Source organism: Paenibacillus herberti (assembly GCF_002233675.1).
In the GTDB taxonomy this organism is placed as follows: Bacteria; Bacillota; Bacilli; order Paenibacillales; family Paenibacillaceae; genus Paenibacillus_O; species Paenibacillus_O herberti.
On the sequence record NZ_NMUQ01000002.1, the window covers coordinates 1,267,825 to 1,282,555 of the forward strand.

General features: G+C 53.4%; 6 protein-coding genes. All 6 read left to right on the forward strand.

Annotation, left to right across the window (positions count from 1 at the left end):
* Positions 1-25: 25 nt before the first annotated feature.
* Positions 26-910 (forward strand): carbohydrate ABC transporter permease, encoded by an 885-nt coding sequence (locus CGZ75_RS18190; protein WP_089525621.1) that lies wholly within the window; start codon positions 26-28, stop codon positions 908-910.
* Positions 900-1,730, forward strand: a complete 831-nt coding sequence (locus CGZ75_RS18195; RefSeq protein ID WP_089525622.1) for a carbohydrate ABC transporter permease — start codon at positions 900-902, stop codon at positions 1,728-1,730. Before CGZ75_RS18190 ends, CGZ75_RS18195 begins: the two co-directional genes overlap by 11 nt.
* 72 nt (positions 1,731-1,802) lie before the next feature.
* On the forward strand, positions 1,803-3,167 hold the full coding sequence (locus CGZ75_RS18200; RefSeq protein ID WP_089525623.1) for an ABC transporter substrate-binding protein: 1,365 nt from the start codon (positions 1,803-1,805) through the stop codon (positions 3,165-3,167).
* A 157-nt stretch (positions 3,168-3,324) separates the two neighbouring features.
* Positions 3,325-7,140 (forward strand): glycoside hydrolase family 31 protein, encoded by a 3,816-nt coding sequence (locus CGZ75_RS18205; RefSeq protein ID WP_089525624.1) that lies wholly within the window; start codon positions 3,325-3,327, stop codon positions 7,138-7,140.
* Positions 7,141-7,379: 239 nt separating this feature from the next.
* The gene (locus tag CGZ75_RS18210) at positions 7,380-10,664 is read left to right on the forward strand and encodes a TIM-barrel domain-containing protein (RefSeq protein ID WP_245850911.1); all 3,285 of its coding nucleotides are present in this window, start codon (positions 7,380-7,382) and stop codon (positions 10,662-10,664) included.
* Between the two features lie 109 nt (positions 10,665-10,773).
* Positions 10,774-14,628 (forward strand): TIM-barrel domain-containing protein, encoded by a 3,855-nt coding sequence (locus tag CGZ75_RS18215; protein WP_089525625.1) that lies wholly within the window; start codon positions 10,774-10,776, stop codon positions 14,626-14,628.
* The last annotated feature ends 103 nt before the right edge of the window (positions 14,629-14,731 follow it).

Sequence of the window (14,731 nt, forward strand, 5' to 3'; positions counted from 1 at the left end):
GTGAAGACAGGAGAAGGAGAACGCCATGGTAGGACAAAAGAGACTGTCAAAAGCTGTTGTCATCCTCGGTTTTTTGTTTCCCAGCTTGGCTGGGCTGCTGTTGTTCCAACTGATCCCAATGCTGTCCTCGGCAGTGATCAGCTTTACGGATTGGGATCTGCTGACAAAGGCCCGGTTCGTTGGGCTTGATAATTATCGTGAAGCTTTACAAGATGAGCAAACGCTTACATCGATGCTGAACATCTTAAAATACATCGCTGGGTACCTTCCGTCGGTGTTAGCGCTGGGCTTGCTGTTCGCGGTGCTGCTGAATCGAAAGTTAAGAGGGGTACAATTTTACCGAATCGCCATCTTCATCCCCGTAATCACCTCTTGGGTAGCGGTCTCGATCATCTGGCGCTGGCTGCTCAACGGCCAGAGTGGACTCGTCAATTACGTGCTCTCACTGGTCGGCGTCCAAGGGCCGGTATGGCTGCAGGACTTCTTCTGGGCAATGCCGGCGATCATCGCAGTGAGCGTGTGGAAAGATCTCGGCTACGTGACGATCATTCTACTGGCGGGTCTGCAGGATATATCCGACGACTACTACGAGGCGGCGACGATTGACGGAGCGGGCGGTTTCCAGAAATTCTGGCGCGTAACGCTGCCGCTGCTGACGCCGAGTCTGTTTTTCGTACTCGTCATCTCGCTAATTAACGGCTTCCAACTGTTCGACCAGGTGTTGGTGATGACCAATGGCGGGCCGGCTGGCAGTACGAGCACGCTTGTGCAGCAGATTTACGAGAATGCTTTCCAAAGTTACAAAATGGGCTTCGCTTCCGCACAGTCATGGATTCTGTTTGTCATTATCCTCATCGTAACGATTATCCAGCAACAGCTGCAAAAGAGGTGGGTGACTTATGACCGATAAGTTCGCCGTTTTCAAAAACCTGCTGTCCCATCTCATTCTCATCCTAGCTGCTATTGTTCTGGTTTTCCCTTTCATCTGGATGCTCTCGGGGTCGTTCAAAGACAGCCTCGAAGTCGTCAGGATGCCGCCCAATCTCATCCCAGAAACATTTCTCTTCAGCAATTATGTGGAAATTACGAAGTATTTCCCGATTTACCGGTTCCTCGGCAATAGCGTGTTTGTGGCGATTGTTACAACGCTTGCGCAGATGGCGGCTTGTGCGATGGGCGCGTTTGTTTTTGCCAAAATTCAGTTCCGTGGCAGGGAGACGCTGTTCGGTCTCTACCTGATCACCATGATGATCCCGATGCAAGTAACGCTGACGCCGCTTTTCATCGTGTTCCAAAAGCTAAACCTGATCAACACGTATCCGGGCCTGATCCTGCCGGGAATATTCAGCGCTTACGGCACCTTCCTGCTCCGGCAGCACATGATGACCATTCCCGACCCGCTCATCGAGGCGGCGAGAATGGATGGAGCTTCTTATGCGAGGGTGTTCGCCCAAATTATTATTCCGCTTAGCAAGCCGGCGCTGGCAACGCTGTCCATCTTTGCCTTCATGGCTTCATGGAATAACTTCCTTTGGCCGCTCATCGCGACGAGCGATAAGGAGCTGATGACGCTGCCGATCGGGCTCAGCAAGCTGACCGGTAGATGGGCTACGGAGTGGAATATTTTGATGGCCGGCAATGTAATTAGCTTCGTTCCTATTTTCATCGTGTTCCTGTTCGCGTCCCGGTATTTCATTAAGGGAATGACGATGAGCGGCGTTAAAGGCTGAGCAAACTGGGCTTGAACGCTCACGACAGGCTTTCTTCATATAAAAATTTAAAGAGAAGAGAGGCTTTACAACATGACAGTGAAACGTAAGGGATGGGTCGCAATACTAGGTATGACTGTTGCTCTTGCAGCGAGCGGCTGCGGTTCGAACACATCAAACACGGACAATGGGGCTTCTAATTCTAATTCTAATTCCAATGCTGCAAACAACTCCAGTACGTCACCAGCGCCAAGCGGGAAAACGAGTGAGCCGGTAACGATCAAATTCATGCAGTACACCGCAAGCGGCTCGCAGGAAGAAACACTCCAAGAAATGGTCAAAGCATTCGAGACCGCGAATCCCGACATTAAGGTGAAGCTGGACATCGTGGATTACAACAACTATTACACGAAGCTTAACACGCAGCTCGCATCAGGAGATGCGCCGGATGTTTTTGAGGTTGGGTACGAGAATTTCGTCTCTTATGCCGCGAAGAACACGCTGAAGGACTTAACGCCGATCATCGCGGAGGACACTTCCTTCAAGCCCGAAATTTACAAAGGCCTGGCCTATGACTCATTCAAATACGACGGCAAGCAGTACGGTGTTGTAGAGTCTTTCTCTGATGTGGTGCTGTTTTACAACAAGGATCTTTTCGACCAGAAGCAAGTAGCTTATCCTACAGCGGACTGGACATGGAAAGAAGAGCTTGAAGCAGCGCAGAAGCTGACGGATGCCAAAGCGGGCGTGTGGGGAACGTACTCTCCGATTCAGTTCTATGAATTTTACAAAACGGTTGCGCAAAATGGCGGAGGCATCTGGGGTGATGACGGCAAGCCGACGGTCAACAGCAAGCAAAACATTGAAGCCTTCCAATGGATGCTTGATAAAGGGGGCAAATACAAAGTATCACCGCCACTCAACGATGATACGTTCAACCAGCCTGATGCGGATTTGAATGCCTTTAAATCGGGCAAAGTTGCGATGCTGCGCGCCGGAATCTGGAACTTTGGCCGCTTCGCGGACGCTTCGTTCAAATGGGATATTGCCCTGGAGCCAGGCAACACGAACAAAGCCCATCACTTTTTCGCAGACGGACTCGTTGTAGCCGGCAAATCGAAAAATGCTGAAGCGGCTTGGAAGTTCATTAAATTCATGTCCTCTGATCCTGCGGTTGTAAGCAAACGGATTGAAAAAGGCTGGAGCGTGCCTGCTGTATCCGACGAGAAGGTTATGGACGCTTACTTCAAGCAGACGCCTCCGGAATCCAAAAAAGTGGTCATGGATGCGCTCGAGACTCTCGTGCTGACACCAGTTGGGCCGATTCCGGACAAATGGAGCGATCTGACGAAAGCGATCGGGGATGAACTGGAAAAAGCGAAGCTGAAACCGAATTATACGGCAGAGCAAGCTTTGAACGAAGCGCAAAAGCAAGTTGAAAAACTGATGGAGAAATAATGGAATCGCAAGCTTTGAACGAAGCACGGAAGCAAGTTGAAGGGCTGATAGAAAAATAAAAGCAAGTTGGCTTAGTTAGGCGGAAGGGGCATGAACGTGGTGCCCCTTTTCTTTTACCGAAATGCAGCAAGAATTAGGATAGGGTGGAGGAATAAGGATGGAAAGCAAGGGGAATGAGGTGCCGGCAGTCAGCGGCAACGGGGGGATCGCTGCTCTTGTAGCGGGGCATGAAGGTATGAAGGAGATGGTGTTTTTAAGTCGGTTACATATGCAGCGGGGGGAGCCTCAGCTAGCTTTGTCGCTGCTGCGGCGCCTAATGGAACAGGTCGAGGGAGATTCCGGGACCAGCCTGACCGATGCGGCGCTTGCACTTTGGGCATGGGGAGAATATGTCAAAAGTAGTGACCGGGACTTTGATGTCGCATCAGGACAAACGTTTGCAGCGGACGTAGTTGGCCGGATCGAGCAGCAGTGGCAGCAGCCGCAGCCTCATTGGCTGCAGGGAGGTTCGAGGCAGCAGGAGCGGGGATCAAGGCAGCAGGGATCAAGCGGCATCTATTTGAGCCATCTGGCTCTGTATTACGCTGCAATTCAGTCTGCTCCCCCTCATAGTGCGGAGGAAACTGGCATCAAGCTGCTCAAGTCAATCCGCGAACTCGTATTCGAGCGGTTCATCAAGGATGGCCGAGTTGTGAGCGAGCTGGGTGATACGGCGATCCATGGCGATATCATCGCGGCGGCGATTCCTTTTGGCATGCTGGGGATCGAAGATCGGATTCTCATTGAAGCGCTCTACAAACTTGAAGAAACATTGGTGGGCAAAGGGGTTCGTCTGAAGCCAAGCGACACTTGGCTTGGGGGTTGCGAACGCCCTGATCTGACTTGTCTGCTGGCATGGTATTACGCCAATAAAGGCGACCTGGCCCGGGCCAAAGAATTGCTTGGGCATGTGGAAGGGTTGCGGGAGGAGCAGGGCCGTCTCTACGAGGTGGATTTGGCGACGGCAAGAGAGCCGCTGATGCGCGACTACTGGCTGGCCCAAAACGGTGAGCAATCCCCTGCGAGTTCATGGAGCGAGATACTGCTTGAGCTGGCCCTTGGCGCACTTGCAGGGGGCGGTGCAACTGGCGGCGCAGGTGGCCAGGAAGGCATCATGCTTGTGCATACACCGACCGGTTACGACGACCCTTACGTGACGATGCCATGTGAGCGATTCCCTCGCCATCCCGAAGAAGGGGAGGTCGTTCTGGTCCGCGTGCTGGCGCAGCCTTTTCAAGCGAGTCAGTCTGTGACTGTGCTGGCTGAGGTGAACGGAATCGCCGCCGCAGAGCCGGTGCCAGCTGTGATGAGGACGGCGCCTGACGGCGAAAAAGTATGGGAGGCGCGCCTGGGGCCTTACCTCTCCCGTGACGAGGTAAGCTATTCCTTTGCGCTGCAAAGCGGGGAGCGGTCGGCCGCGACCCCGGCTTACCGCTTTAACGTTAGGTCATGGACGGCGCTGGAGCGCGTCCATGCATTTTATGCGGCGGCGGACGGTGGATTCGCCGCCCTGTTGTTTGCTCCCCCTGTCATCGGGGAGCAAGGGGATGCCGGCGGCGCAGCGCAGCCGGCACTGATCTTCCGCGCCGATGCCAGCGGCGCGGTGAAGATGACGTTCGCCGCAGCCGGCGCGAACGTCATTGGCGAGCCGCTGCAAAGCGCGGCTCTGCAGCTTGGTGCGGGGCGCCTCGAAGTATCGGCGCCCGGGGGCAAGCTGGCGCTGGGGCTACGCAGCGCCGACAGCACCGTGTTGGCGGAAAGCTTTTCCGCCAACGGCAAAGCAGCGATCGAGATCCTCACGGATCGATCGGGCACCGTTCACAAGCTGCGCCTGAATTTGCGGGCGCAGCCGGCGCATCGCTGGTTCGGCATGGGCGAACGCTTTTCTCATTATGATTACTCGGGCCAGGAAGTGGACCAGTATGTATACAACCAGTACAGGGATCAGGGGCTCAAGACGTATATGCCGGTGCCATTTGCCGTCAGCTCGGGCGGGTACTCCATCTTCCTGGATTCTCCTTTGTACTCCACATTCCGTTTCCACACCCGTTTGTCCGGTTTAGTCGAAATGGAAGCGGATCTGTCTCCCGAGTCGCAGCAGCTGACGGCCTGTTTCTTGGTGGGGGAGCCGCTGGAAATGGTGCGCGGTTTTGCCTCCTTAGCCGGATTGCCGGTGCTGCCGCCAAAATGGTCGTTCGGGCCGTGGATGTCCAGCAACAACTGGGATTCGCAGGCTGAAGTCATGAAACAGGCCGAGCTGACGGCTGCCTATGAGATTCCATCTACTGTGCTCGTCATTGAGCAGTGGAGTGATGAGGCGACGTTTTACATCTTCAATGATGCGCAATATGAGGTGAAAGACGGTAGCGAAGCTCTGAGTTACGACGACTTCAACTTCCCAGAGTGGGGACGCTGGCCGGACCCGAAAGGAATGGTCGCAGATCTGCATGCGCAGGGGCTCAAGGTGCTGTTATGGCAAATTCCGATCCACAAATGCATGTACGGAGTGGCGCATGGCCAGCGCGATCAGGATGAGCGGACGCTGCTTGAGAAGGGGTACAACGTCGCCAATGCGGATGGAACACCGTTCACGCTGCCCTACAACTGGTTTAAAGACAGCCATATTATCGACTTCACGAACCCGGAGGCAAGAGAGTGGTGGTTCGATAAGCGGAAATACTTGGCAAATGAGATCGGGGTGGACGGCTTCAAAACCGACGGCGGCGAGTTTGTATTCGGCCACGATCTGAAGTTCCATGACGGCTCCACAGGACGCGAAATGCGCAATCTTTATCCTAACTTATATGCAGGCAGCTACTATGATTTCGTCCAGGAGTACTCCCCGCAAGGCGGCATCACGTTCAGCCGGGCAGGGTATACGGGAGCTCAGAAGTATCCGATGCACTGGGCGGGCGACGAGCGCTCAACGTTTGGGGCGTTCCGCTCTTCCATCATTGCTGGACTGTCCAGCGGCATGTCTGGCATTCCGTTCTGGGGTTGGGATCTCGGAGGTTTCCATGGGGACATTCCAACAGCGGAGCTGTTCGTGCGCTCGGCTCAGATGGCGGCATTTTGCCCGGTCATGCAGTACCATGCCGAGACGAAGGGTGAGTTCAATCAAGACCGCACACCTTGGAACATCGCAGAACGGACGGGCGAACCTCGGGTCATCCAATGGTACAAAAAATTCGCAGATTTGCGGATGAATCTCCTGCCTTATATCTATGACCAGGCGATTCGCGCCAGCCGTACCGGCCAGCCGATGATGCGCGCGATGCATATGCAGTTCCCTGCTGATCCCAATTGCACGGAGTTGATCAGCCAGTACATGTTCGGTGAAAGTTTGCTTGTTGCGCCGGTTACCGAAGAAGGGCATACCGTCAAAGAGGTTTACTTGCCGGAGGGCAGCTGGCTGTCGTTGTTCGGCGGTGACGAGGTGCAAGGCCCGAAACTGCTGAAGGTGCGCGCAGATTTGGATGAGATCCCGGTGTATATCCGGCAGAACAGCATGTTTGCGCTTGATTTGGCGGATGATTATGCACTAACGGGCCATGTCGGCAGCAAAGTGGATGGGTATAAACATCTCTGTTTCCGCTTATATGTCACAACAGAGCTTCAAGATACTTTTGAGGATGATCTCGGTAATGTTGTGACAGTGTCGGCATCCAGAGTGGGAACCCGGCTTGAGCTTTCTTGGCAGGGAAACCTGCAGCAGGACGTGACTTTCCTGATCCACCAACAGGACTGGGACTCGCATTGGGACGCGGACTTGCATTTGAACTCGCACAAAGCGGCATCCCTGGTATCCGATAGCGGCCAGTGGACGCAGGTTCAAGATGTAACAAGTCTTCGTCCGGGCAGTTATGCTAAAGTCGGAAAAGAGCTGTTCCTTGCGGCCGGCAGCCGGCCGGGAAGCCTAATTATTGGGAGGTGACGCCTTGCGGAATGCTCCGCGAATGGCAGAAATGGGCCTGCACTAGCTCGGCTACTAGTTAGCCCGCCAGCTCTAGCTCATCTGCTCGCTAGCTCATCTGCCCGCTAGCTCGTCTAATAGCAGCTCGTATGCTCATGAGCTCGCCCGCTAGCAAGCAGGCCCGCTTCCTATTCCATTCGCAGGGTGATAAATGCATTCACAACACTCGTAAACGATGAAGTCCATTCGAGAGGAGCTTAATGATGAACGTTAAGAAAATGCGTCTGCCGTTGAAAATAACGTTGGCCTGGCTGCTTGTGTTTTTCCTGATGGTACCGAACATTTATGCGATTGATGGGGTTTACCATTCTCCATTCGGCACGGACGATCTGTATGAAATTCAAGCGACTGAGCGCAGCCCCAGAGATCCGGTAGCGGGTGATGCGGTATTCGTCAAAATCACGACTTGGCCGATCGAGTCTGGTCAGTCGGTATGGCTGACATGGACGAAAAACGGCGTCAGTCAGCCCAATATCGGAGCCGCCTACAAATACAACAATGGAAACAACACCTACTGGGAAGCGAGCTTGGGGACCTTTGCAAAAGGCGATGTGATCGCCTATACGGTTCGCGCTAATAAGGACGGAGCGAATGAGAAGACGAGCGATCCGTTCACATTCACGGTTACGGGCTGGGAATCCGTCAGCAGCATAAGCTCAGTTACGAACAACACGAACCGGGTTGTGCTGAACGCGGTGCCGAACACAGGGAGCATGACGCCGAAAATTAATCTGTCCTTCACGGCGGATGATGTTTTCCGCGTCCAGGTGTCTCCGACAGGAACGGGGTCGCTGACCGGAGGTTTGAGCAACTATACGCTTACCGACAGCTCTACCGCTGCCTGGATTTCCACTTCCAAGCTGAAAATCAAGGTGGACAAAAATCCGTTCCGCCTGAGTGTTTATAAGCCGGATGGGACGACGCTCATTGCGCGTCAGTACGACAGTACAGTCAACCGGAATTTGTCCTGGCTGACCAATGGAAGCAGCATTATCACCAAGATGGCGGACCATTTCACCTCTCCGGCATCGGAAGAATTTTTCGGCTTCGGGGAGCGTTACAACAACTTCCGCAAGCGGGGCACGGACGTTGATACTTATGTATTTAACCAGTACAAAAATCAAAATGACCGTACTTATATGCCTATTCCGTTCATGCTGAATAGCAGCGGTTACGGTATTTTCGTAAACTCGACCTACTATTCCAAATTCCGCTTGGCGACAGAACGCCCTGACATGTATAGCTTTACGGCGGATACGGGCGGCAGCGCGAACTCAACGCTTGATTATTACTTCATCTATGGCAATGACCTCAAGGGTGTTGTCAGCAACTACACGGGTATTACCGGCAAACCTGCAGCGATTCCAAAATGGGCGCTCGGCCTGTGGATGTCGGCCAATGAATGGGATCGGCAGTCTGAAGTAGCATCCGCGATCAGCACAGCGAATGCGAACAATATTCCAGCGACCGCCATCGTGTTGGAGCAATGGAGCGACGAGAATACGTTCTACATGTTCAATGATGCGCAGTACTCGGCGAAGCCGGGGGGTAGCACGCATGCTTATTCCGACTTTATTTTCCCAGCCGCCGGGCGTTGGCCAAACCCTAAACAGATGGCTGATAATGTGCATAACAACGGGATGAAGCTGGTGCTCTGGCAGGTGCCGATTCAAAAATGGACCGCTGCTACCCATCAGCAAAAAGCGAACGACGAAGCGTATATGATCGCGCAAAATTACGCTGTGGGCGACGGAAGCGGCGGCCAATACCGTATTCCGGCTGGACAATGGTTCGAGAACAGCCTATTGCTCGACTTCACAAATGCAGCCGCTAAAAACTGGTGGATGTCCAAGCGTGCCTACTTGTTCGATGGCATCGGCATCGACGGCTTCAAAACCGATGGCGGCGAAATGGTATGGGGACGCGGGAACACGTTTGCCAACGGCAAAAAAGGCGATGAAATGCGCAATCAATACCCTAACGAATACGTTAAGGCCTACAACGATTACGCTCGTTCCAAAAAGAGCGATGCGGTTAGCTTCAGCCGCTCTGGAACTCAGGGGGCCCAAGGGAATCAAATCTTCTGGTCCGGCGATCAGGAGTCAACGTTTGGCGCATTCCAACAAGCTCTGAACGCAGGGTTGACGGCGGGAATGTCCGGCGTTCCTTTCTGGAGCTGGGATTTGGCTGGCTTCACAGGTACTTATCCATCGGCTGAGCTGTTTAAGCGCTCAACGGCGATGTCGGCCTTTACGCCGATCATGCAGTTCCACTCCGAGTCTAACGGCAGCTCCGGCATCAATGAGGAGCGCTCGCCTTGGAACGCGCAAGCCCGTACCGGCGACAACACGATTATGGGTCATTTTGCGAAATATACGAACACCAGGATGAACCTGCTTCCATACTTGTACACCGAGGCCAAGGGATCCAGTGATACGGGTGTTCCGATGATGCGCGCCATGGCGCTCGAATATCCCGCTGACAGCAACACCTATGGCCTGAACCAGCAGTATATGCTCGGCGGCAATCTGCTTGTAGCTCCGGTCATGAATCAAGGGGAAACGAGCAAAAGCGTCTATCTCCCACAAGGAGACTGGATTGATTTTTGGTATGGAGCCCAGCGTCCAGGCGGCCGCACGATCAATTATAATGCCGGAATTGATGATTTACCCGTATTTGTAAAAGCAGGCAGCATCCTCCCGATGAACTTGAACGGCCAATATCAACTTGGCGGCACGATCGGCAACAGCTTGACTACGTACAACAATCTGACGTTCCGAGTCTATCCGCTTGGCACGACTACTTACGATTGGAACGATGATATCGGAGGCTCGGTCAAAACGATTACTTCAACGGAGCAGTTTGCAGCCAATAAAGTGACGGTAAGCGTTCCTGCTATCAACTCTACAAAAACGCTGCAGGTGTACACAACCAAGCCTGCCTCAGTGACGCTTGGCGGAACGGCAATGACCGCACATAACACGCTTACTGCACTGACGGGAGCCCCTAGCGGTTGGTTCTACGATACGGTCCAAAAGCTGACCTATGTGAAGCTTGCAGCTAGCGCTTCGGCGCAAAGCGTCGTGCTGGATGGAGTCAACAAAGCGGAGTATGAGGCTGAGTTCGGCACTTTATCCGGAGTAACTACCAACTCTAATCATGCCGGATTTACGGGTACCGGTTTTGTGGACGGATTCGAGACGTCAGGAGAATCGGTTAGCTTTGACGTGAGTGTAAAATCAGCGGGAACCTACGCTCTGAAGGTCCGTTATACGGCCGGAACGAGCGCGGCTACGCGAGCTATTTACGCCAACAACGTCAAAGTTACCGACCTGGCTCTGCCAAAAACGACGGACTGGGGAACTTGGAGTACGGCAACGTTGAATGTCACGCTCAATGCCGGACTCAACACGGTCAGAGTCAATTATGACGGCAGCAATGCTGCCGGAATTAACCTGGACAATATCTCCGTGGTCGAGCAGTAGTCTTTCTAAATCTAGATGGCAGCCGGCGAGGACGCTTCTTATAAGGCCTCTTTTGCCGCTTCGCACGGCTGCCTTTTTTCACTCATTTGAAAGGTAAGGTGGCACTGAAATGAGTCCATGGAGTCATAAAATACCACGGTTATTCATTGTTGTTACAGCAAGCGCATTGATCGTATCTTCCGTGGCCGTGCTGCCAGCGCCGGCTGTTCATGCCGCCGTAACTTCTCTTGGTAATATGCTGACGTCTGCCGTCAACGGAGATACTCTTACTCTGACGGTAGACAATGGAGCAGAGCCAGGAGACGATATTTTGGTCGTGCAAGCCGTTCAGAACGGTATTTTGAAGGTTGATTATCGTCCAAACGGAGTTGCATCCAGCCCAGACACGCCGATGCTAGATCCGAACAAAACCTGGGCGGCCATCGGAGCTACGATCAATACGACATCCAATCCGATGACGATTACGACCCCAGCGATGAAAATTGAAATCTCGAAGTCGCCCGTGCGCATGACCGTCAAAAAGCCGGATGGAACGACTCTTCTGTCGGAGCCTTCCAGCGGCGGTGTGTACTCGGACGGCCTGCGGTTCGTCCACTCTCCCGCTGACAATATGTATGGCATCCGCAGCTTTAACGCTTTTGACGGTGGAGGTGATCTGCTGCGCAACAGCTCCAACCATGCTGCCCATGCCGGGGAACAAGGTGATTCAGGAGGCCCGCTGATCTGGAGCACAGCCGGATACGGCGTTCTTGTGGACAGCGACGGCGGATACCCGTATACGGAAGAGGGAACCGGCAAGCTGGAGTTTTATTACGGAGGGACGCCCGTAGAAGGGCGCCGCTATACGAAACAAGATGTAGAGTATTACATCATGCTCGGAACGCCCAAGGAAGTTATGTCCGGCGTGGCGGAAATTACGGGCAAACCGCCTATGCTGCCGAAATGGGCGCTTGGGTTCATGAATTTTGAATGGGACACAAATCAAACCGAAACGACGACCAATGTGGACCTTTATCGCGCCAAAAACATTCCTATCGACGGCTACGCGATCGATTATGACTGGAAAAAGTACGGAGAGAACAATTACGGCGAGTTCGCTTGGAACACAGCTAATTTCCCTTCCGCTTCTACGACCGCCTTGAAAACGGCGATGACCGCCAAAGGCATCAAGATGATCGGAATTACGAAGCCGCGTATCGTGACAAAAGACGCTTCAGGCAACGCTACCGTGCAGGGCACGGATGCAGCCAACGGGGGTTACTTTTACCCGGGTCATAACGAATATCAGGACTATTTTATTCCCGTAAACGTACGCAGTATCGATCCTTACAACGCCGCGCAGCGCACCTGGTTCTGGAACCAATCCAAAGATGCGTTCGACAAAGGGATTGTCGGATGGTGGAACGACGAGACGGACAAAGTATCCTCTGGATCGGCTTCCTACTGGTTCGGTAATTTCACGACGGCGCATATGTCCCAAGCACTGTATGAGGGGCAGCGGGCTTATACTTCAGGCAACCAGCGTGTGTGGCAGACGGCCCGTACGTTCTACCCTGGAGCGCAGCGATTCGCTACGACTCTCTGGTCAGGCGATATTGGGATTCAGTACAACAAGGGAGAGCGCCTCGACTGGGCAGCAGGAATGCAGGAGCAGCGTGCGGTGATGCTGTCTTCGATTAATAATGGTCAGGTAAAATGGGGCATGGATGTTGGCGGCTTCAATCAACAGGATGGCATGATCAATAATCCGAATCCTGATCTGTACACCAGATGGGTGCAGTTCAGCGCGCTTACGCCGGTATTCCGTGCTCATGGCAACAACCATCAGCAGCGGCAGCCTTGGTACTACGGCCCAACTGCGGAAGAAGCGTCTAAAGCAGCGATTCAGCTGCGCTATTCGCTGATTCCTTACATGTATGCTTATGAAAGAAGCGCCTTCGAAAATGGAAATGGGTTAGTTCGCCCGTTAATGCAGGAATATCCGGGTGACGCTCAAGCCAAAAACTATACGGATGCCTGGATGTTCGGCGATTGGTTGCTGGCTGCTCCTGTAGTCGACAAACAGCAGACGATCAAGGATATTTATTTGCCGGCAGGCACCTGGATTGATTACTCAAGAGGTAATGTGTTGTCCGGAGGAGGGACAATTCGTTACCCAGTTAATCCTGATACGCTGACGGATATTCCGCTGTTCATCAAGAAGGGCGCGATCATTCCTTCGCAAAAAGTGCAGGATTACGTAGGGCAAGCTCCAGTCACAACGGTCGATGTGGATGTTTTCCCTAATACGACGCCGTCCAGCTTTACGTATTATGACGACGACGGAGGCAGCTACAATTACGAGAGCGGCGCCATTTTCAAACAAGCGATGACGGCTCAGGACAACGGGGCAGGCGCGATGAGCTTCAATCTTGGAGCGAAAAATGGCACTTATACACCGCCGCTTCAGTCCTATATCGTGAAGCTGCATGGAGCCGCAGGCAATGCGGTGACAAGCAACGGCGCAGCAATGACGTCGTACGGCAGCCTGCAAGACTTGAAGGCTGCCGCGGGTGAAGGCTGGGCCAAAGGCAAGGATGTATATGGCGATGTCACCTATGTGAAGCTGGCTGCGGGAGCAGCTTCAGCTAAGGCAATTGCCGTGAGTGGCAGCAGCCCTGCAAGCGCTGCGGACATCCAGTACGAAGCGGAGGAGGCTTCGCTCTCGGGCAATACAGTGGCGACCAAAGCGGCCGTCAACACGAATCGTTCCGGTTATACCGGAAGCGGATTCGTGGACGGACTGTCCAATCCAGGAGCGGCGGTTACTTTTTATCCTAAGGTCAAAGCTGGTGGAGATTATAATGTTTCGCTCCGTTATGGTAACAGTACGGGTTCGGCCAAAGCGGTTAGTATCTTTGTGAATGGTAAACGGGTGAAGTCGACCTCATTGCCGAATTTGGCTAGCTGGAATACATGGGGCACGCAAAGCGAGGTGCTGCCGCTTACCGCAGGCACGAACATCGTGACGTATAAGTTTTACTCGGAAGCAGGGGATACCGGCGGTGTGAATCTCGATAACGTGTCGATTCCACTCTCAGCTGCTGTTGGCAAGTATGAGGCGGAAAGCGCCGAGCTTACCGGAGGAAGCGCAGTGAACCAGAACCATTGGTTCTACAGCGGAACCGGATTCACGGAAGGCATGAGCGCAGCGGGTTCACAGGTTAAATTTACGGTGCAGGCTCCGGCAGCGGGGGGCTACCAGCTCGCCCTGCGTTATGCCAATGGGAGTGGGTCCGCGAAGAGCCTTAGCACTTATGTCAATGGTGCAAAGGTGGGCCAGAACAACTTCGCAAGTCCCGGCGCCAACTGGAATGTATGGCAGGATAACATCCAGAACGTGACGCTAAGTGCTGGTGCCAATACCATTGCCTTCAAGTATGATGCCGGCGACAGCGGCAACATTAATCTCGATCGCCTCCTATTGTCCTCGGCCGCTCCTGGTACTCCGGTATCCGAGCTGAACCTGCTGGACAATGGTAGCTTCGAGCGAGATTCGGGCCAGAACAGCAACTGGGCGGAATGGCATCCGGACACTCAAGCGGTAGCTTACGGAGTCGACAGCGGCTCAACAACGAATCCGCCGGAATCGCCTTGGGCCGGAGACAAGCGGGCATATTTCTTTGCTGCCGGAGCTTACAAGCAGAGCATTCACCAGACGGTCAACGTTCCGGTCAATAATGCCAAGTACAAATTCGAAGCATGGGTACGGATGAAAAATGCGACGCCAACAATAGCGAGAGCGGAGATTCAGAACTATGGCGGCTCGCCTGTTTACGCCAATATTACCGGTGATGGAACCTGGAAATACATTAGCGTCAGTGACATTCAAGTTACGAATGGGCAGATCGACATCGGGTTTTATGTGGATTCTCCAGGTGGAACTACCCTGCACATCGATGATGTGAGGGTGACGAAGCAATAGATGGAATAGATGTATGATGAGCAGCTCTCTGCGCCTGCATTATGGGCTGTGGGGAGCTGTTTTAAGGTATAGACATGCTCTTTTAAGCGTGGTAAAAAGGGGA

Coding starts and splice junctions, on each gene's coding strand:
- CGZ75_RS18190 (WP_089525621.1), top strand. CDS start 26: ATGGTAGGACAAAAGAGACTGTCAAAAGCTGTTGTCATCCTCGGTTTT.
- CGZ75_RS18195 (WP_089525622.1), top strand. CDS start 900: ATGACCGATAAGTTCGCCGTTTTCAAAAACCTGCTGTCCCATCTCATT.
- CGZ75_RS18200 (WP_089525623.1), top strand. CDS start 1,803: ATGACAGTGAAACGTAAGGGATGGGTCGCAATACTAGGTATGACTGTT.
- CGZ75_RS18205 (WP_089525624.1), top strand. CDS start 3,325: ATGGAAAGCAAGGGGAATGAGGTGCCGGCAGTCAGCGGCAACGGGGGG.
- CGZ75_RS18210 (WP_245850911.1), top strand. CDS start 7,380: ATGATGAACGTTAAGAAAATGCGTCTGCCGTTGAAAATAACGTTGGCC.
- CGZ75_RS18215 (WP_089525625.1), top strand. CDS start 10,774: ATGAGTCCATGGAGTCATAAAATACCACGGTTATTCATTGTTGTTACA.